We start from the raw sequence: 17,430 nt of genomic DNA, 5'->3' as shown, positions 1-17,430 counted from the left end.
TTCAGCCGCACAGGACCATTGGCACGCGCCGCATCTGCACGCATCCTTCACACTTCAATGCCTAGCTTTTCGTCCCTCACAGGGGTAATGCTCATTTCAACGTGGACGCAGCAGCTTCTACGGCGTCCGTGCTGACGGACCCTTCCCGACAACTGCGATTGCTGATCGACAGCGTGCGCGACCATGCGCTGTATCTGCTCGATCCTGATGGCAGGGTATGCAGCTGGAACCCGGGTGCCGAGCGCATCAAGGGCTATTCAGCCGACGAGGTCATCGGCACCCATTTTGGTCGCTTCTACCTGCCCGCCGATCGCGAGGCGGGTGAACCGCAGCGCCTGCTGCGTCTTGCAGCGCAGCACGGCCATCATGCAAGCGAAGGCTGGCGGGTCCGCCGTGACGGTTCCTCCTTCCGCGCCAGCATCGTGATCGAGCCAGTCTCCGAAGCCGGCGAACTGCTCGGCTTCGTCAAGATCACCCGTGACATCACCGAGCAATGGCAGGCACAGCGGCTGCTGCGCGATGCGCAGAGAGCGCTGCGCCATACCCAGCAGTTCGAGACGGTCGGCCGCCTCAGCCGCGGGCTGTCGCACGAGTTCAATAATCTGCTGACCACCATCGGCAACGCGCTGGACCTGCTGTCATTGCGTGTGGGCGCCGACGACACACGTGCAGCCGAACTGCTGGATGCTGCACAGACCGCCACCGACCGCGGCGCCCTACTGACCCGCCAGCTGCTCGCCTTCAGCACCGGCCAGACCCTGATCCGCGAACCACTGGATATCAATGCGCTGATACGGCAGTGGCTGCCGGACCTGCAACGCGCCTGCCCGCCCACGGTGGTGCTGGATGCGCAACTTGCGCCCGGCCTGCCTGCGATCAACACCGATGCGCTGCAGCTGCAGACGGCGCTGGCCAATCTGGTCGCCAATGCCGCAGATGCTACCCTTGAAGGCGGCCGCATCCTGATCGGCACTGCACTCGAGCATCGCCTCGACCCGGATGCGGACTCCACGCTGCAACGTGGCTATGTCACCCTCAGCGTCTGCGACGAGGGCCATGGCATGGCCGCTGATATCGCCGAACGGGCAACCGAACCGTTCTTCACCACCAAGGACATCGGCAAAGGCAGCGGCCTGGGCCTGAGCCAGGTGTTCGGATTCACTACCCAGAGCGGCGGCTTCGTCGACGTGTCCACCACGCCCGGTGTCGGCACCACGGTCAGCCTGCTGCTTCCCGCAATGGAGGAACCTGCCCATGACCGATGACCCGATCCGCGTATTGATGGTGGAGGACCAGACCGATCTCCGCGAAATGATCGGCCTGGCCCTGCGCGATTTCGGCATCGACGTGGCCACGACCGCCGATGCACACGAAGCGGCCGCCCTGTTGAAGGGTGAAGCACGCTTCGACGTGGTGTTCAGCGACATCAGCATGCCCAACGGCATGTCCGGCATCGAACTCAGCGAACACGTGGCGCGCGATCAACCGCAGGCGCGGATGATCCTGTCATCCGGCTACGCCCGCTCGCAGCTGCCGCCGCTACCCGAGCAGGTTGAGTTCCTGCCCAAGCCCTATCGCCTGCGCCAGCTGGTGGAGCTGTTGAAACAGGCGTGAGGCCTGCCCAGCTGCGTGGGCAGCACGACGGTCACCCTTTCATCGCACCATGACGGAACGAGGCCAGCAGCGTGGACGCTGCAGATGCCGGTGCCATGCGACCGCGCGCAAGCGACCAGGTGATGCCGTAGAAGCAGGTCCAGTAAAAGTCCGCCAGCCACACCGCGCTGAACTCGACGTTGAACACACCGGCCTTCTGGCCATCCAGGAAAAACGCCTCGAAGCGATCGCCGATCGGTGCCCAGCGCTCTGGCAGCAGATGCAGGTCACCCTGCCGCTGCTGCTCTTCCATCATCCTCGCGAACACCAGGGTCACCAGCTCCCAATCGGCGAGCAGCGTGGTGGTGACCTGCTCCAGCACGTGCTGCGCATCAGCGCCCTGGTCGAACCAGCTGGCCGCTGCCTCCAGGCGCTCGAAGCCCGCGGCGAACAACGCCTCGTCGATCGCCTCGCGGGTCGGCGCGAACCGGTACAGGGTGGCGCGACTGATGCCGGCCCCTCTCGCCAGCTCGCTGAGCGTGCAGCGCGGATGACTGACCAGGGTGGCCGCCAGGGCGTGGTGCAGGTCGCGGCGTGGGCGGGCGGTGGCGGGTCGCATGAAAGGGTCGGAAACCGGGGATACGGCCACGCTAGCATGAATCATCAATTAATAAACTGAATCAAAAGTGATTCATCCGAATCGCAGATGCGCTACAACGGAGCTGCGTCCGGTGCACCCGGGTCGGTGCATGGCAGGGAACGCGTCACAGGCATCGAAGGAGAAAGGCCATGCTGCATCCCCTACGCGATATCGCTGTGCTGTTCGATGCCAGCGACACCGGACAACGCGTACTGAACATCGCCTCCCACCTGGCGCAGGCACAGCAGGCGCATCTGGTCGCAGTGTCCACTGCCCAGCACCCCACCGACATCGCCAACGGCTTCGCGCGTGGCGCCGGCATTGCCGCAGCGCTCGATCATGAAGCGCGCGCCGACGCGGCCTGTACCGCGCAGTTGATGCAGAACCTGCGTGCCGTGTCCGAACCACTGCAGATCAGCACCGAGCTACGCATCGTTTCGGATTATCTGGGCGGTGCCGACCTGGCCCTGCAATCGCTGTACTGCGACCTGATCATCGCCGGCTATCCGCACACACCCGGCGCCCCCAGCGGCTGGCGGCCCCTGGGCACGCTGCGCCAGACCGGCGTGCCAATGCTGCTGGTGCCTCCACACTGGCGCGGCGAACAGGTCGGCCGCCGCATTGTGGTGGCCTGGAATGCCAGCAAGCAGGCACGCCGCGCGGTGGCCGATGCGCTGCCGCTGCTCGCCCGTGCGCAGGCCGTGCACCTGCTGATGGTCGACACGCCCAAGACCGAAGGCGCACCCGGTACCGAGATGGCCCAGCATCTGGCGCGGCACGGCGTTGAAGTGGAAGTACAGGCGATCAACTCGAGCCAGGGCGGCATCGCCGCAACCATCCGCCAGCACGTGCTGGACGCCGAAGCCGATCTGCTGGTTCTGGGCCCCTACAGCCGCAGCCGGGTGGTGGAGCGCGTGCTTGGCGGGGTCACCGAGGATCTGCTGGCCGAAGTGCCGGCGCCGCTGTTCGTATCGCACTAGTCCCGCCCTGCCCCGCTCGGCGGTAGCCGGTCAGCGATTGACCGGTATGCCGCCGGAAATACCGGCACAGGTACGACGCATCCTCGAACTGCAGGCGATCGGCAATGCGTCCGATCGGCAACTCGCTGTACGTGAGCAGCGCCTTGATCTCCAGCACCACCTGGCGGTCGATCAACGCCTTCGGCGTTTCATCGAAGCATTCGCGGGTGAGCTGCGAGAGATAGAACGGGGTGATGCACAGCGCCTCCGCATAGGACTGCACGTCACGCTGGCGCGTGCTGCGCTGGCCCACCAGCTCCCAGAAGTTCCAGGCCAGGCGCTCGCGCCGGCTGACCTGTGCCGGCACCCGCTTCTGCTTCGGCAGCAGCGTGGCCATCTTCAGGAAGAAGCTCTGCAGCAGATTGCGCAGCATCACATGGCGGTGCCGTCCGCCGTTGTGCTGCGCGTCCATCATCAGCTGCAGCCAGCCCTGCAGCAGCGGCAGATCCAGCGCTGACGGCCGACAGTGCGGCTGTTCGTGCAGGAACTGGAACAGCGCATTGGGCAGTACATAAGCCACCTCCGACGCCAGCGCCTTGGGCATCAGGCAGACCACAGCCAGAAAGCCGCGTGAGCGCTGCCGCAGCAGCGCCAGCGTGTCCTCGGCCAGCACCAGCACATCGTGCCGTTGCATCGCCACCTCGCGGAAGTTCAGTGCAAAGCGTGCGCGCCCCGATACGCATACCAGTACCGCCAGATAGGCGTGGCCGAACGACAACGGGACGCCCTGCCCCTCGGCCAGCGTGCTGACCTCCAGGCGCATGGATTCGTCCTGATCCAGAAGCTGGGGTATGCGGTCCATGGGCCCTTCCGGCTGGATTCCGGGGCACAGCATAGCGGCCCTCGGCATTGAGTTGTCAAAAGTACCGGAATCATCAAGGTCCCCGCCCTGTGCCCGCGATGCGCCGGAACTTAGCCTGTGCACTCTCTTTCTGTACCTGGAACTGCCATGCAGCTGCACACTGAACGCCTGATCCTGCGCCCTTGGCGCGACACCGATGCCGCCGATCTGTACGAGTACGCCCGCGACCCGCGCGTCGGGCCGATCGCCGGCTGGCCGGTGCACGCCAGCGTCGAGGAAAGTACCGAAATCATCCGCACCGTCTTCAACCGGCCGGAGGTTTACGCCCTGCAGAGCCGCGAGGACGGCCACGCGATCGGCTGTGTCGGCATCCTGATCGGCGCTGACAGCAATTTCGAGATCAGCAATCGAGAGGGTGAGATCGCCTACTGGATCGGCGTCCCGTACTGGGGCCGCGGGCTGGTCCCCGAAGCGGTGCGCGAAGTGATGCGACACGCCTTCATGCAGCTGGAACTGGACGCACTGTGGTGCGGCTACTTCGCTGACAACCTGCAATCGCTCAGCGCACAGAGCAAATGCGGTTTTCAGCATCACCATACCGAAGTGGACAAGTTCAACAGCTTTCTCGGCGACTACCGCACCGAGCACATCAGCCGCATCACCCGCGAGCAGTGGTTTGCCCTGCAGGCCGCCACACCGGCCTGAGCGGTCTCAGCCCGCCATGTGCTGCATGAATAGAAGTTCTGGCGTCGAGGACGCGTCGACCTGCTGGAAACCGAGGTCGCGATACAGGGCAACGGCGGCTGCGTTGTCACGATAGACGCGCAGGGTGAGGCGTTGCATACCGTCTTCGCGCAGCGCCTGTTCCCCCAGGGACTGCATGAGCAGCCGGCCAAGGCCGCGCCCGCGCGCCAATGGCGAAACAATGATGCGGCCCAGGTGTGCGGTGCAGGCGTCGGTCATCCAGTACTGGCCAAAGCCAAGGCACTGGCCCTGCTCGTCCAGCAGCGCCCAGCCCGGCCGCAACCCGAGTTCGAGCACCTGCGCGAACCGTTCCGACGGTAAGGGAAACGGCACACCGGGGCCTGCCCAGCGCTGGGTGGTCTCGGCGGAATCAAGCCAATCGGCGATGGTGGCGTAGTGCGGAGGCTGGACAGGGCAAAGGCTCGGCTTCATGACGCTCATGGTGCGCCATTTGCACCGGGCAGACACGCTGCACGGTGGCGCTTGAGTTTTGTCATAGGACAATAAACAATTCCAGGCGTCCAGCCGCCACGCCCCAAGCGCGGTAGCACCCAGCCCACCCCGGATTCGGGAGACCCCATGTTCAAAGGCCTCAGCGCGTTTCCACTTACGCCCCTCTCTGAATCCAACATCGACTTTCGGGCATTTGCGGGATTGGTCGAGCGCCTGGCCGATTCCGGAGTTGACTCGATGGGCGTGCTTGGCTCCACCGGCAGCTATGCCTATCTGGAGAAGCGTGAACGCAAGCGCGTGCTGCGCGAGGCCCTGGCCCACGCAGGAGGCGTACCGGTCATCGCTGGCATCGGCGCACTACGCACCCGGGATGTGCTGGAGCTGGCCCTGGATGCCGAAGATGCGGGTGCCGCAGGCCTGCTGCTCGCGCCCGTGTCCTACCAGCCCCTGAAGGATCATGAGGTGCAAGCGCTGTTTGAAACCATCTGTGCGGCGGTGCGCACGCCGATCTGCATCTATGACAACCCAGGCACCACGCACTTCCGCTTCACCGATGCACTGCATGGCCGGATTGCCGCGCTGCCCAACATCGCTTCGATCAAGATTCCGCGCCTTGCTGATGATCCGGCCGATGCGGCCGCGCGCGTTACCGCACTCCGCGCGTGCGTTCCTGCGCATGTGACGCTGGGCGTCAGTGGCGACGCGTCGGCCGTACGTGGACTGCTGGCGGGGTGCGATGGCTGGTATTCGGTGACCGCCGGGCTGTTCCCCGAGGTTGCGCTGCAGATCACGCGGGCCGTGGGTAGCGGCGATGCGGAGGGCGCTATTGCCCTGTCTGCGCGGCTGGCACCGCTTTGGTCACTGTACGACCGGTTCGGCGGGATTCGCGTCATGGCCTGCTCGGCGGCGCTGCTGGGGCTGTGCGGCGAGGACTGCCTGCCACTGCCGTTGCAGGGGCTGCGTGATGGCGAGCGGGAAGAGGTCGCGACGGTGCTGGGCGGGCTCGGGTTACGGTGAAACCCCGGCGAGCACCTGTCAGGAGGCTGCAGCGGATGGTGACCCCGGCCCGATTCGAACGGGCGACCTTCCCCTTAGGAGGGGGACGCTCTATCCAGCTGAGCTACGGGGCCATGCAGCCGGGAAGTTTACAGGTAAGCGCCCCTGCCCTCCAAGCGTTCATGTTCCATCGCATTTTACTGGCGCGTTGCACCATGGCTGTGCGGGTTGCTCTGCTACCATCGGCGGCTCAGTTCATCGCGTCCCCCACCTGCCCGCGATGGCACCAAACAACGTAACGAAACACAGGAGTCTGCATGTCTTCCGAGCTGCTCAAGTCCCTTGGCCTGGACGCGATCAACGCTGGCACGTACCTGGGCAACGGGGAGTGGTCGAACGCGACCAGCGGTGAGCTGATCACCCCGGTCAACCCGACCACCGGTGAGCCGATCGCGCAGGTCCGCGCGACCACCGAGGCCGAGTACGAGACCGTCGTCGCCCGCGCCCAGGAAGCCTTCAAGGTCTGGCGCACCACGCCGGCGCCGCGCCGCGGTGAAGCCGTGCGCCTGTGCGGTGAAGCGCTGCGCAAGCATAAGGACGCCCTGGGCTCGCTGGTCGCCCTGGAAATGGGCAAGAGCAAGCCGGAAGGCGATGGCGAAGTGCAGGAGATGATCGACATCGCCGATTTCGCCGTGGGCCAGAGCCGCATGCTGTACGGCTACACCATGCATTCCGAGCGCCCCGGCCACCGCATGTACGAGCAGTACCACCCGCTGGGCCTGGTCGGCATTATTTCGGCCTTCAATTTCCCGGTTGCGGTGTGGAGCTGGAATGCGTTCCTGGCGGCCATCTGTGGCGACGTGTGCATCTGGAAGCCGTCCAACAAGACGCCGCTGACCGCCATCGCTTCGATGAAGATCTGCAACGACGCTCTGCGCGAAGCCGGTTTCCCGGACATCTTCTTCCTGGTCAACGACGCAGGCACGGCGCTGTCGGAAAAGATGGTCGATGACCGTCGCGTGCCGCTGATCAGCTTCACCGGCTCGACCCAGGTTGGCCGCACCGTCAACGAGAAGGTCGCACGCCGTCTGGGCCGCTGCCTGCTGGAGCTGGGTGGCAACAACGCCATCATCCTGGACGAAACCGCCGACCTGAAGCTGGCCGTGCCGGGCATCGTGTTCGGCGCGGTCGGTACCGCCGGCCAGCGCTGCACCACCACCCGCCGCCTGATCGTGCACCGCTCGATCTACGCCGACGTGCTGGCCACCCTGGTCAAGGCCTACAAGCAGGTGGAAGGCAAGATCGGCGACCCGACCGACGCCGCCAACCTGATGGGCCCGCTGAACAGCGATGGCGCCGTGCAGCAGTTCCTCGATGCCATCGCCCAGGCCAAGGCCGCCGGCGGCACCATCGAAACCGGCGGCACCCGCATCGACCGCGCAGGCAACTTCGTGCTGCCGGCGATTGTCTCCGGCCTGAAGAACAGCGACGCCGTGGTCCAGCATGAGACCTTCGCGCCGATCCTGTACGTGATGCCGTACGACACCATCGACGAAGCCATCGACATGCAGAACGGCGTGCCGCAGGGCCTGTCGTCCTCCATCTTCACCGCCAACCTGAAGACCGCCGAGAAGTTCCTGTCGGCGGCCGGCAGCGACTGCGGCATCGCCAACATCAACATCGGCACGTCCGGTGCGGAAATCGGCGGCGCGTTCGGTGGCGAGAAGGACACCGGCGGTGGCCGCGAGTCCGGCTCGGATGCGTGGAAGGTCTACATGCGCCGCCAGACCAACACCATCAACTACTCCGATTCGCTGCCGCTGGCCCAGGGCATCAAGTTCGATCTGTGATGGCAACGGATCCGGCCACGTCCGTGGGTCAGAGCCCCTCCGGGGATCTGACCCAAGAGAAGGGTCGGATCCCCGCAGGGGCTCCGATCCTCGATTTCACCGGCCGCCGTGTGTTGATCGCCGGCGGCAGCAAGGGCATCGGTCGTGAAATGGTGCTGGCGTTTGCCGGCGCCGGCGCGCAGGTTTCGGTCTGCGCCCGAGGCCAGGCCGGTCTGGATGCACTGCGCGCCGATGCGCGGGCGCAGAACTTCGAACTGCATACGTTCTCCGCCGATCTGGCCGACGCTGGCCAGATCCAGGCTTGGCTGCAAACAGCCGCCGACACACTCGGCGGCATCGACGTGCTGGTCAACAACGCCACCGGCTATGGCATGGCCGACGACGAGGATGGCTGGGCGGCCAGCCTGCAGATCGATCTGATGGCCGCCGTTAGGGCCTCGCGCCTGGCCCTGCCCTGGCTGCGTGCGTCCAGTGACGCCTGCATTCTCAATCTCTCTTCGATTGCCGCGCAGCAGCCGCGTCCCGGTGGTGCGCCCTACGCCGCCGCCAAGGCCGCGCTGTCGCACTACACCACCTCGCAGGCGCTGGCGCTGGCCAAGGACCGGATCCGGGTCAATGCCATCGCACCGGGCTCGATCGAGTTCGACGACGGCCTCTGGGACCGCCGCCGCACCGAAGATCCCGCCCTGTACCACGGTACGCTGGCGAAGATTCCGTTCGGCCGCTTCGGCCACCCGCGCGAGATCGCCGACGCCGCCCTGTTCCTGTGCTCGCCGCTGGCGCGCTGGGTCACCGGCAGCGTGCTCAACGTGGATGGCGGCCAGGTGTTGATGGGCTGACACCGGCATACCGGTAGCTGCCAACCTTGGTTGGCATGCCTTTCTTCGACCAAGGTCGACGCCTACCATCGTATCCTCCGGGCATGGGATTGCCAGGGCAGAGGCACTATCATGTGCACACTGCCAAGGAGGACCCCGATGAGCGTGGCACCCCGACAGACAAGCGCCCTGGCCGTGGTCAGCCTGGTCATGGGCATCGCCAGCTGGACCGTCCTGCCCTTCGTGGCCAGCATCGTGGCCATCATCACCGGGCACATGGCCCGCGCCGAGATCCGCCGCCGCCCGCATGAGCTGGAAGGCGATGGCCTCGCCGTCACCGGCCTGGTACTGGGCTGGGTGATGGTCGGCGCGGTGATCGCCGCCATCCTGGTCTTCATCCTGTTCTTCGGCGGCCTGGCCTGGCTCGCTGCGATGTCGAACTGAGCGCCATGACCGCCTCCGACAGCACTGAACGCTTCAGCAGCCGCGTCGCCGATTACGTCCGCTACCGGCCCGATTACCCGCCGGCCCTGCTGGACTGGCTGCACGGCCCGATGGGTGTCAACCGCGAGGCGCTGGTCGCCGATATCGGCGCCGGCACCGGCATTTCCAGCCGCCAGTTCCTGGCCAGCGGTCATCCCGTTGTTGCGGTTGAGCCCAATGCGGCCATGCGGGGCGCGGCTGAGCAATGGCTGGCACCGCAGTACCCGCAGTTCCGCGCGGTCGACGGCCGCGCCGAGGCCACCGGACTGGCCGATGCCAGCATTGATCTGGTCAGCGTCGCGCAGGCCTTCCACTGGTTCGATACCGTGGCGGTGCGCGCCGAATGGCAGCGCATCCTGCGCCCCGGCGGCCAAGCGCTGATCTACTGGAATTCGCGCCTGCTCGATGCCAGCCCGTTCCTGGTCGGCTACGAACAGCTGCTGCTGGACTACGGCACCGACTACTCCGCCGTGGCCGAGCGCTACCAGGATGACGCCACCATGCAGGCCTGGTTCGGCAACGGTCTGCGCGGCGCGGTGGAGCTGCCGAACGTGCAGCATCTGGACTTTGATGCCCTGCGCGGGCGCCTGCTGTCCTCCTCCTATGCCCCCCAATCCGGTCATCCGCGCCACGCGCCGATGATCGACGCTTTGCAGGACCTGTTCGCCGCCCATGCGGTCGACGGCCAGGTTGATTTTGAATATCGAACCCGAGCCTTCCTCGGCACGCTGGACTGAACCGACGCATGTATTCGCTTGCCCGCCCCTTCCTGTTCTCGCTCGACGCCGAGCGCGCCCACGGCCTTGGCCTGTCCGCATTGGACCTGGCCTATCGCACCGGCACCACGCCGCTGCTCGCCGCACGCATCGCGCCGATGCCCAGCACGGTGTTCGGGCTGACCTTCCCCAATCCGGTCGGCCTGGCCGCCGGCCTGGACAAGAACGGCGAGCACATCGACGCACTGTTCGCGCTCGGCTTCGGCTTCGTCGAGATCGGCACCATCACCCCGCGCCCGCAGGCAGGTAACCCGCAGCCGCGGCTGTTCCGCCTGCCCGCACACAACGCGATCATCAACCGCATGGGCTTCAACAATGCGGGCGTGGACGCGCTGGTGCGCAACGTCGAGCGCGCGCGCAACCGTCGCGGCATGCTCGGCATCAACATCGGCAAGAACAAGGACACCCCCAACGAACAGGCCGCAGATGACTACATCGCCTGCCTGGACAAGGTGTACCCGCTGGCCGACTACATCACCGTCAATATTTCCTCGCCGAACACCGCCGGCCTGCGCGAACTGCAGGAAGAAACCTCGCTGCGCCAGCTGGTCAGCCAGCTGCGTGAGCGCCAGGAAAGCCTGGCCGCCCGGCATGGCCGCCGCGTGCCGATGCTGGTTAAGGTTGCACCGGACCTCAGCGAGCGCGACATCGACGCCGCCGCGCGCGTGCTGGGCGAGCTGCAGGTGGACGGCGTGATCGCCACCAACACCACCGTCGACCACAGCAAGGTGGCCGGCGACCCGCTGGCCAACGAAGCCGGTGGCCTGTCCGGTGCGCCGGTGCTGGAACAGTCCACGCTGGTGCTGCGCCGCCTGCGCGCGCGCCTGCCCGAATCGGTGCCGCTGATCGGCGTTGGCGGCATCCTGTCCGGTGCCGACGCGGTGGCCAAGATGGCTGCCGGTGCGGCGCTGGTGCAGTGCTACAGCGGCCTGATCTTCCGCGGCCCGTCGCTGGTATCGGAGTGCGTGGAGGCGATCCGTCGCCGCCGCGAAGCGCCGAGCCGCGGCGCGGTGGCCCCGCTGTGAGCGCGCCCATGGATACCGTCGACGGCAATGCCCCGCTGCGCTGGACGCTCACCCGCAACGCGCCGCTGCAGGCACTGAACACCTTCCACGTGCAGGCCAGCGCGGCTCAGCTGCTGGAACTGCACGATGCGGCGCTGCTGCCGGAAGTACTCGCCCTGCCCGACGTGGCCAGCGGCCCGCTGCTGGTGTTGGGTGCAGGCAGCAACGTGCTGATCGCCGAAGACCTCCCCGGCACCGTGCTGGTGTTCGGCAACCGTGACATCAGTTTCCTTGAGCACCGCGCCGACCATGCGGTGATCCGCGCTGGCGCCGGCGTGCCCTGGCACGGCCTGGTGATGTGGTCGCTGCAGGAAGGCCTGTCCGGGCTGGAGAACCTGGCCCTGATTCCCGGTACGGCAGGTGCCACGCCGATCCAGAACATCGGCGCCTATGGCGCGCAGGTCGGCGAGTTCATCCAGGCCGTCGAAGCCTGGGACTGCCAGGAACAGGCCTGGATACGGCTGGACAACGAACAATGTGGTTTCGCCTACCGCGACAGCGTGTTCAAGCAACAGCCCGATCGCTACCTGATCACCGCCATCGAATTGAAGCTGCCGCTGCTGCATGACCTGCGCATGGACTACGCCGGCATCCGCGAGGAACTGCAGGCGCAGGGCGTGGAATTGCCGAGCGCGGTGGACGTGGCCAATGCGGTGATCGCGATCCGCCGCCGCAAGCTGCCCGACCCGGATGTGCTCGGCAATGCCGGCAGCTTCTTCAAGAACCCGGTGCTGCCGCTGGAGCAGGTCGACGTGCTGCTGCAGCACTTCCCCGAGCTGCCGGTGTTCCCGTCCGACCAGGACGGCAAGCGCAAGGTCTCGGCGGCATGGATGATCGAGTCCTGCGGCTGGAAGGGCTTCCGCGAAGGCGATGCCGGCGTGGCGCCGAGCCACGCACTGGTGCTGGTCAACCACGGCAACGCCACCGGCGCTGAACTGCTGGCATTGGCCCGCCGCATCTCGGCCTCGGTGCTGGAAAAATTCGGCGTGCCGATCGAACCGGAGCCTCGCCTGCTCGGCGCACAGTGGTGAACACCCCCGCCCTCTCCCCCAGCGCCACCCCGATGCGGGCGGCGCTGCTGATGCTCGGCAGCACCCTGGCGTTCGGCCTGATGGCCGTGGCGATCCGCTATGCCACCCGTTACGTGCCCACCCAGGAAGTGGCGTTCTTCCGCAATGCCTTTGGCCTGCTGGCGCTGCTGCCGATGCTGCTGCGTCCCGGCCACGCGCCGCTGAAGACCCAGCAGCTGCCGCGCTATTTCGTGCGCAGCGCGATCGGCTTGGGTTCGATGCTGTGCGCATTCTGGGCGCTGGGCCATCTGCCGTTGGCACAGGCGGTCTCGCTCTCCTACTCCACGCCGCTGTTCGTCACCATCGCCGCCGTGCTGTGGCTGGGCGAGGTCGTGCGCGTGCGCCGCTGGGCCGCGGTGGTGGTCGGTTTCATCGGCGTGCTGGTGATCGTCCGCCCCGGTACCGCGGGCTTCACTGCGGGCAGCCTGGTGGCGGTGGGTGCGGCCGTGCTCAGTTCGCTGGTGGCGATCCAGATCAAGCAGCTGACCCGCATCGACAGCGCCGACACCGTGGTGCTCTATACCTACGTGTTCTGGGTGCCGCTGTCGCTGATCCCGGCAGTGTTCGTCTGGGTCTGGCCGACCGGCGTGGCCTGGCTGTGGCTGCTGGCCACCGGCGTGCTCGGCACCATCGGCCAGCTGCTGTGGACACGTGCGCTGCGCCTGGGCGAAGTCTCGGCGCTGACCCCGATCAGCTTCCTGCAGCTGCCACTGGTGACGCTGTGCGGCTGGCTGCTGTTCAATGAAACCGTGGACCGCTGGACGATCATCGGTGCCGGCATCATCCTCGCCGCCAACGCCTATATCGCCCACCGCGAAGCGGTGCTGTCGCGCCGCGCAGCGAGCGCTGCGGCCTCATCAGCAGCCAAGCCCGCCGAATGAAAAACGCCTCGATGGACAAGCCCTTGGTAGAGTCGACTGTTAGTCGACTATCGCGCGCAGCGCGGGCTTTGCCCGTTCCAATCGAAGAGCAGTCGACTAACAGTCGACTCTACCCGGCGCGATCCTGGCAACGGCCCAGAATCTAATCCAGCGCCCGATACACCCGCTCCGCCGCATCGAACACATTGCCCGGCGCGAACTGCTCTCCCAGGTAATGCAGCGACTGCCGGCGAAGTTGCGGCGAACGCTCCTCACCGTCGCTGCCCAGCAGCACCTGCTGGAACTCGATCAGGTCCTGCAGGATGCGCCAGTGCCGGTACCACGCGATCCAGCGCGGATCCCCGAGGTCGCCGCCATAGCCCTCCGCGAAATCGAGCGGATTCTCGCGCCCCCAGCGACCGCCCACGGCGCCACCGATGAACATCAGGTCGCGTTCACGCGGCGCCAGTGACAGGCCATCCCAGTCGATCAGATGCAGGCCGCCGTCGTTGCCCATCAGCAGATTGCCGGCATGCAGATCGGTGTGGCACAGATGCAGGCCGACCGGCGCCTCCATCAATGCAGCGTGCAGCTCCAGCGCATGCGCATGCAGCGCCGCGATGCGCGCATGCTGTTGATCCCAGACCGAAGCGAATGCGCGCCCCAGCCCGTCCTGCGCCACCGCCAGTCCTTCACCGGCCAACCATTGCCCCACCGTCTCCAGCGCCGCGGTTTCCAGCCGTACGATCGGCAATGCCTGCTGCAACTCCGGAGGCAGCCGCGCGCCGTGCAGGCGTCGCAACACCTCCCCCAGCCGCCGCCACTGCGTGCGGCTCAGCGCCGCCTCGAAGCCGGACTGGCCTTCGATATAGGGAAACAGGGTGAACTGCAGGCCCCAGCGCTGCACCGACGCGCCCCCGGTCAGCGCCGGCCATGGCGCGACGATTTCGTCTATGCCGAGGGTGCCGCGCAGCCAATGCAGGCTGTCCCATACCGAGGGATCAACCTGGTAGTTCCGGCATTTCAGCCACCATTGCCCGTGCCGTGCATCAATGCGATACACGCTGGCATTGGCGTCGGCGCCCACCGGGCGCGGCACCACCGCAGTGGCGGTGATGCCATAGGATTGCTGAAGGACTTCGCCGAGATGCTGCGCCGAAGCGAATGACATGGATGCAAACGGAAAGTATTACCTGCCGCCACTATCGCAGATGACTTCGCTGCGACACAGACATGTCCGTCACAACATCGTGCGGTGCAACCAAAGAACTAGCCTGCGATGCGCCGCATCACTGCCTCCAGCGGACCGCGCGCAAACTGCCATGACCACAGCCACGCCGCAGCGGTCGCGAGCATCAGGAACAGCAGTGCCCATAGCAGTACCGAGGCCAATGACGCGCTGCCGTCCAGGAGGTCCAGGCTTTCCAGCGTGCCCATGCCCAGCAGGATGTGGCCGACATACAGGGTCAAGGTCATGCGTCCCGCCGCCGTGAAGGGTTCCAGCCAGTCACCCGGGTGTACCCGCGTGAGCCACAGGCAGGCGGCAATCACACTGCAGGCCGCGCCCGCCCCGGTCAGTACATAGGCAGGACCTGGCGGCATCGGCTGCGTTCCCAGCCATGCCTGCCACGGCGTTCCCTGCGCCAGATGCTGCACACCATGGCCGGCGCCGATCAGCAGCAGGCCCAGCACCAGCAACCCGCGTTGCACCCGCGGCTGCGCCAGTGGCATGCGCGCCAGCAGCATGCCCAGCAGGAAGAAGCACAGCCATGGCATCAACGGGTGGAAACCGTTGAACAACAGGTTTCGCGCCGCACCCGGCCACTGCCACAGGCCGGCGTACTCCAGCGTCTGCCAGTTCCAGCCTTCGCTGTAGTTCCAGTGCAGCAGCGCCCAGAACGAAACCAATGCCAACGCCACGATGCTGGCCAGCAGGATGCGCGGCGATGCTCGCAGCCACAGCACCGCCAGCGCGAAGTACACCGCGTAGTAGTGCAGGATATCGGCCGGGAACAGGGTCAGGTTGAGCAGGCCCAGCACCAGCAGGAACACGGCGCGCCGCCAGGTCTGCACGCTGGCCTGCCACCAGGGCTGCCGCTGCGTTGCCAGCACCAGGCCCAGCCCGGCCAGGGTGACGAACGTCGCCGAGGCCTTGCCTTCCAGCAGATGGAAGAAGCCTGCCAACCAGCTCGTACCCTCTGCAGGCACGGCCATCGCCAGACGGAAGTTGACCAGCACCATGCCGGCCAGTGCGAGGTAACGCGCCAGGTCCAGCCCGTGCAACCGCCGGTCAGCAGCATTCATGCGCGTGCGCCAAGCAGCAGCACGAGCAGGCCAAGATCCAGCGATGCATCGTCGGTGCCATCGGCTTCGCCCAGCCCTCGACGCAGCGCATCGCTTTCGATCGCATCCAACAGCACCTGCGCCTGCAGCGCCGGGGCCAGCGCGGGTCGCCGCCGCTCGCGCTGTGCAACACGCTGCAGGGCATCGCCCAGCACCTGCTGCAGCTGCCTGCGGTTGGCCGCAAAGGCCTTGGCCACGGCAGGGTTGCGCGCACTCTCGGCCAGCACTTCGACCGCAAGCGTTGCCCATTCCGGCTGCCGGCACAGCGCATGGAAGTCCTGCAGGAAGGCCATCACCTGTGTGCGTTCGCCATCGGACGCGGCCAGTCGCTGCAGCAACGGTGCCAGTTCTTCGCTCTCGGCCACCGCAACCGCAAGGATGATCGCCTCCTTGCCCGGGAAGTGGTTGTAGAGATTGCCCAGGCTGACGCCGGCCCCTTGCGCGATGTCACGCATGCTGGTCTGGTGGAATCCCTTCACGAGGAAGCACTGCAGGGCGGCCTGCAGGATCTGCGCGATGCGTTGCTCGTTGCGGTCGGCTCGGTTCATGGCGAAAATAATGAACGAACGTTCGTCCAATTAGAAGCTGACGATCCGGCCGAGGTCGGGCTCCGTTCAGCCAGCCTTGACCTCAACTGCGGTTGAGGCCCGATGCTGCGCGGCCTGTCCCACGCTCAACCCGGAGTTCCTGCATGCCACGGATGATCACCACCCTGCTCGACAGCCGCGTGCTGTGGTTCCTCGCCCGACTGCTGTTGGCCGTGGTGTTCCTGTCCTCGGGGCTGGCCAAGCTGCTGGCATGGAACAACAGCGTGGCCGAGATGCAGGCAGCGGGGCTGCAACCCCCTGCGCTGTTCAACATTGCCAGTGCGGTGGTGCTGCTAAGCGGCGCGCTTTGCCTGCTGTTCGATCGCCTGCTCTGGCTGGGCAGCGGCGCGCTGGCGGTGTTCATGCTGCTGACCATCGTCATCGTGCATACCTTCTGGAACAAGCACGGCGCCGAACAGCAGCTGGCCCTGTTCTTCGCGCTGGAACACCTGAGCGTGGTCGGTGGCCTGATCTGCGCGGCCATCGCCAGCCATGCGCGGGCTCAGAAGAACTCGTCGAGCAACCGGTAGAACGCCAGCCGGCGCTCGTCGGCCACCGCGCCGTAGCGTTGGAACAACGGCGCGACCCAACGCGTGTCGCCGAAGTTGTGGACCAGGCTGCGCGCGGCCAGCGCAAGGTCCTGATAGCGGTCGGCCACACCCAGCCGGCCACAATCGATGAAACCACTGAAGCGGCCCTCGGCAACCATCAGGTTGGGCAGGCAGGCATCACCGTGGCTGACCACCAGATCTTCATGTGCGGGCTGGCTGGCGAGCAGCTCGGCAAGCACCTGCTGCGCGCTCTGCCCCAGGCGCTCATCATCGAAATCATCGGCATCGACCAGGCCTGCTTCGGCGCGCGCCACCGCGGCCTGCACGCGCGAGGCCAGGCGCTGATCGAACGGACATGCTGCCACCGGCAACGCATGCAGCCCGCGCAACGCATCGGCCAGCACCTCCACCAGCCGCTGCGGGACGAGTTCCGGCGAGGACGCCAGGTCACGGCCGGGCAGCGCGCTCATCAGCAACCAGCGCCGGCCAGCGTCCTCGGCGGTGGCGATCACCGTCGGCGCCGGCTGGCCCTGCGCCTGCAGCCAACGCAGGCGGGCGATCTCATGACCCAGCTCACTGAAGGCATCGATCACTTCCGATTTCAGGAAGGCATCGGCCTGCCCCGGTCGATGCACGCGGGCGACGTCCGCACGCGAAACCCCGATCGACTGCCGCTCGATACGCGCGCCTGCCAACGCTTCGCGCCACGCCGATGGCAACGGCATGCCGTCGCTGCTTGCGGGTGTTGCCTGCATGCCGGGGTGCTCCAGTTGCCGGTGAC

20 protein-coding genes and 1 tRNA gene are annotated in these 17,430 nt (G+C 66.4%); 13 read left to right on the top strand and 8 right to left on the bottom strand.

Translation table 11 applies throughout. From position 1 onward, the window contains the following. Window positions 1–101: 101 nt before the first annotated feature. Window positions 102–1,265: a two-component system sensor histidine kinase NtrB gene (locus tag AC0Z6F_RS04160; protein ID WP_485616640.1), complete on the top strand. Its 1,164-nt coding sequence runs from the start codon at window positions 102–104 to the stop codon at window positions 1,263–1,265. Then, a complete protein-coding gene (locus AC0Z6F_RS04155; protein ID WP_006362973.1) occupies window positions 1,255–1,614 on the top strand; it encodes a response regulator in 360 nt (119 codons plus the stop codon). Before AC0Z6F_RS04160 ends, AC0Z6F_RS04155 begins: the two co-directional genes overlap by 11 nt. Window positions 1,615–1,645: 31 nt before the next feature. Here AC0Z6F_RS04155 and AC0Z6F_RS04150 read toward each other — a convergent pair whose 3' ends face one another. Beyond that, window positions 1,646–2,212, bottom strand: coding sequence for a TetR/AcrR family transcriptional regulator (locus AC0Z6F_RS04150; RefSeq protein WP_032969913.1), 567 nt, complete (start codon window positions 2,210–2,212; stop codon window positions 1,646–1,648). Between the two features lie 170 nt (window positions 2,213–2,382). Between AC0Z6F_RS04150 and AC0Z6F_RS04145 the strand changes: the two genes are divergently transcribed. Beyond that, window positions 2,383–3,213, top strand: coding sequence for a universal stress protein (locus tag AC0Z6F_RS04145; protein ID WP_012510865.1), 831 nt, complete (start codon window positions 2,383–2,385; stop codon window positions 3,211–3,213). Here AC0Z6F_RS04145 and AC0Z6F_RS04140 read toward each other — a convergent pair. Then, on the bottom strand, window positions 3,161–4,054 hold the full coding sequence (locus tag AC0Z6F_RS04140) for a helix-turn-helix domain-containing protein (protein WP_041864508.1): 894 nt from the start codon (window positions 4,052–4,054) through the stop codon (window positions 3,161–3,163). The two genes, AC0Z6F_RS04145 and AC0Z6F_RS04140, sit on opposite strands and share 53 nt — an antisense overlap. Window positions 4,055–4,201: 147 nt before the next feature. Between AC0Z6F_RS04140 and AC0Z6F_RS04135 the strand changes: the two genes are divergently transcribed. Beyond that, a complete protein-coding gene (locus AC0Z6F_RS04135; RefSeq protein ID WP_100468300.1) occupies window positions 4,202–4,759 on the top strand; it encodes a GNAT family N-acetyltransferase in 558 nt (185 codons plus the stop codon). Between the two features lie 6 nt (window positions 4,760–4,765). Here the strand turns inward: AC0Z6F_RS04135 and AC0Z6F_RS04130 are convergent, their stop codons facing one another. Continuing rightward, window positions 4,766–5,239 carry a GNAT family N-acetyltransferase gene (locus AC0Z6F_RS04130; protein ID WP_485616641.1) on the bottom strand — a complete coding sequence of 158 codons (474 nt, stop codon included), beginning with the start codon at window positions 5,237–5,239 and terminating at the stop codon, window positions 4,766–4,768. Between the two features lie 138 nt (window positions 5,240–5,377). Here AC0Z6F_RS04130 and AC0Z6F_RS04125 point away from each other — a divergent pair, with 138 nt between their 5' ends. Further along, window positions 5,378–6,268 carry a dihydrodipicolinate synthase family protein gene (locus AC0Z6F_RS04125; RefSeq protein ID WP_100468299.1) on the top strand — a complete coding sequence of 297 codons (891 nt, stop codon included), beginning with the start codon at window positions 5,378–5,380 and terminating at the stop codon, window positions 6,266–6,268. Window positions 6,269–6,304: 36 nt separating this feature from the next. Here AC0Z6F_RS04125 and AC0Z6F_RS04120 read toward each other — a convergent pair. Beyond that, window positions 6,305–6,381 (bottom strand) — tRNA-Arg (locus AC0Z6F_RS04120). 183 nt (window positions 6,382–6,564) lie between these two features. On the opposite strand from AC0Z6F_RS04120, the gene amaB reads away from it, so the two are divergent. From amaB to AC0Z6F_RS04085, 7 genes are all read left to right on the top strand, one after another. Then, entirely contained in the window at window positions 6,565–8,097 is a 1,533-nt protein-coding gene (gene amaB, locus AC0Z6F_RS04115; RefSeq protein WP_485616642.1) for an L-piperidine-6-carboxylate dehydrogenase, read from the top strand. Continuing rightward, window positions 8,097–8,936, top strand: coding sequence for an SDR family NAD(P)-dependent oxidoreductase (locus tag AC0Z6F_RS04110; RefSeq protein ID WP_485616643.1), 840 nt, complete (start codon window positions 8,097–8,099; stop codon window positions 8,934–8,936). The genes amaB and AC0Z6F_RS04110 overlap by 1 nt, the downstream gene beginning before the upstream one ends. Window positions 8,937–9,074: 138 nt before the next feature. Continuing rightward, window positions 9,075–9,359: a DUF4190 domain-containing protein gene (locus AC0Z6F_RS04105; protein WP_010484694.1), complete on the top strand. Its 285-nt coding sequence runs from the start codon at window positions 9,075–9,077 to the stop codon at window positions 9,357–9,359. 5 nt (window positions 9,360–9,364) lie between these two features. After that, window positions 9,365–10,135: a class I SAM-dependent methyltransferase gene (locus AC0Z6F_RS04100; protein ID WP_153675451.1), complete on the top strand. Its 771-nt coding sequence runs from the start codon at window positions 9,365–9,367 to the stop codon at window positions 10,133–10,135. A gap of 8 nt (window positions 10,136–10,143) precedes the next feature. Next, the gene (locus tag AC0Z6F_RS04095; protein WP_065723065.1) at window positions 10,144–11,199 is read left to right on the top strand and encodes a quinone-dependent dihydroorotate dehydrogenase; all 1,056 of its coding nucleotides are present in this window, start codon (window positions 10,144–10,146) and stop codon (window positions 11,197–11,199) included. Window positions 11,200–11,207: 8 nt separating this feature from the next. After that, on the top strand, window positions 11,208–12,269 hold the full coding sequence (gene murB, locus AC0Z6F_RS04090; RefSeq protein ID WP_485616644.1) for a UDP-N-acetylmuramate dehydrogenase: 1,062 nt from the start codon (window positions 11,208–11,210) through the stop codon (window positions 12,267–12,269). A 32-nt stretch (window positions 12,270–12,301) separates the two neighbouring features. Further along, window positions 12,302–13,189: a DMT family transporter gene (locus tag AC0Z6F_RS04085; RefSeq protein WP_065723063.1), complete on the top strand. Its 888-nt coding sequence runs from the start codon at window positions 12,302–12,304 to the stop codon at window positions 13,187–13,189. A gap of 142 nt (window positions 13,190–13,331) precedes the next feature. On the opposite strand, the gene AC0Z6F_RS04080 is transcribed toward AC0Z6F_RS04085, so the two are convergent. The 3 genes from AC0Z6F_RS04080 to AC0Z6F_RS04070 form a co-directional block, all read right to left on the bottom strand. Continuing rightward, window positions 13,332–14,339 (bottom strand): aminoglycoside phosphotransferase family protein, encoded by a 1,008-nt coding sequence (locus AC0Z6F_RS04080; protein ID WP_006362761.1) that lies wholly within the window; start codon window positions 14,337–14,339, stop codon window positions 13,332–13,334. A 98-nt stretch (window positions 14,340–14,437) separates the two neighbouring features. Next, a complete protein-coding gene (locus AC0Z6F_RS04075) occupies window positions 14,438–15,472 on the bottom strand; it encodes a DUF418 domain-containing protein (RefSeq protein ID WP_485616646.1) in 1,035 nt (344 codons plus the stop codon). Next, complete coding sequence (locus tag AC0Z6F_RS04070) at window positions 15,469–16,059, bottom strand: TetR/AcrR family transcriptional regulator (RefSeq protein ID WP_485616648.1); 591 nt, start codon at window positions 16,057–16,059, stop codon at window positions 15,469–15,471. Before AC0Z6F_RS04070 ends, AC0Z6F_RS04075 begins: the two co-directional genes overlap by 4 nt. 143 nt (window positions 16,060–16,202) lie before the next feature. Between AC0Z6F_RS04070 and AC0Z6F_RS04065 the strand changes: the two genes are divergently transcribed. Continuing rightward, entirely contained in the window at window positions 16,203–16,628 is a 426-nt protein-coding gene (locus AC0Z6F_RS04065; RefSeq protein WP_485616650.1) for a DoxX family protein, read from the top strand. Here AC0Z6F_RS04065 and AC0Z6F_RS04060 read toward each other — a convergent pair. Further along, a complete protein-coding gene (locus AC0Z6F_RS04060; protein ID WP_006362677.1) occupies window positions 16,601–17,404 on the bottom strand; it encodes an APH(3')-II family aminoglycoside O-phosphotransferase in 804 nt (267 codons plus the stop codon). The genes AC0Z6F_RS04065 and AC0Z6F_RS04060 overlap by 28 nt on opposite strands. Window positions 17,405–17,430 lie beyond the last annotated feature (26 nt).

This window comes from Stenotrophomonas sp. 1L-E-5-B-C3 (genome assembly GCF_057292075.1).
The sequence above is the reverse complement of the archived record's forward strand: the minus strand, read 5'-3'. Positions and strand labels throughout refer to the sequence as shown.

Excerpts from the sequence above, each read along its gene's own strand:
- AC0Z6F_RS04155 (WP_006362973.1), top strand. The coding sequence starts at position 1,255 with ATGACCGATGACCCGATCCGCGTATTGATGGTGGAGGACCAGACCGAT.
- AC0Z6F_RS04150 (WP_032969913.1), bottom strand. The coding sequence starts at position 2,212 with ATGCGACCCGCCACCGCCCGCCCACGCCGCGACCTGCACCACGCCCTG.
- AC0Z6F_RS04145 (WP_012510865.1), top strand. The coding sequence starts at position 2,383 with ATGCTGCATCCCCTACGCGATATCGCTGTGCTGTTCGATGCCAGCGAC.
- AC0Z6F_RS04140 (WP_041864508.1), bottom strand. The coding sequence starts at position 4,054 with ATGGACCGCATACCCCAGCTTCTGGATCAGGACGAATCCATGCGCCTG.
- AC0Z6F_RS04135 (WP_100468300.1), top strand. The coding sequence starts at position 4,202 with ATGCAGCTGCACACTGAACGCCTGATCCTGCGCCCTTGGCGCGACACC.
- AC0Z6F_RS04130 (WP_485616641.1), bottom strand. The coding sequence starts at position 5,239 with ATGAGCGTCATGAAGCCGAGCCTTTGCCCTGTCCAGCCTCCGCACTAC.
- AC0Z6F_RS04125 (WP_100468299.1), top strand. The coding sequence starts at position 5,378 with ATGTTCAAAGGCCTCAGCGCGTTTCCACTTACGCCCCTCTCTGAATCC.
- amaB (WP_485616642.1), top strand. The coding sequence starts at position 6,565 with ATGTCTTCCGAGCTGCTCAAGTCCCTTGGCCTGGACGCGATCAACGCT.
- AC0Z6F_RS04110 (WP_485616643.1), top strand. The coding sequence starts at position 8,097 with ATGGCAACGGATCCGGCCACGTCCGTGGGTCAGAGCCCCTCCGGGGAT.
- AC0Z6F_RS04105 (WP_010484694.1), top strand. The coding sequence starts at position 9,075 with ATGAGCGTGGCACCCCGACAGACAAGCGCCCTGGCCGTGGTCAGCCTG.
- AC0Z6F_RS04100 (WP_153675451.1), top strand. The coding sequence starts at position 9,365 with ATGACCGCCTCCGACAGCACTGAACGCTTCAGCAGCCGCGTCGCCGAT.
- AC0Z6F_RS04095 (WP_065723065.1), top strand. The coding sequence starts at position 10,144 with ATGTATTCGCTTGCCCGCCCCTTCCTGTTCTCGCTCGACGCCGAGCGC.
- murB (WP_485616644.1), top strand. The coding sequence starts at position 11,208 with ATGGATACCGTCGACGGCAATGCCCCGCTGCGCTGGACGCTCACCCGC.
- AC0Z6F_RS04085 (WP_065723063.1), top strand. The coding sequence starts at position 12,302 with ATGCGGGCGGCGCTGCTGATGCTCGGCAGCACCCTGGCGTTCGGCCTG.
- AC0Z6F_RS04080 (WP_006362761.1), bottom strand. The coding sequence starts at position 14,339 with ATGTCATTCGCTTCGGCGCAGCATCTCGGCGAAGTCCTTCAGCAATCC.
- AC0Z6F_RS04075 (WP_485616646.1), bottom strand. The coding sequence starts at position 15,472 with ATGAATGCTGCTGACCGGCGGTTGCACGGGCTGGACCTGGCGCGTTAC.
- AC0Z6F_RS04070 (WP_485616648.1), bottom strand. The coding sequence starts at position 16,059 with ATGAACCGAGCCGACCGCAACGAGCAACGCATCGCGCAGATCCTGCAG.
- AC0Z6F_RS04065 (WP_485616650.1), top strand. The coding sequence starts at position 16,203 with ATGCCACGGATGATCACCACCCTGCTCGACAGCCGCGTGCTGTGGTTC.
- AC0Z6F_RS04060 (WP_006362677.1), bottom strand. The coding sequence starts at position 17,404 with ATGCAGGCAACACCCGCAAGCAGCGACGGCATGCCGTTGCCATCGGCG.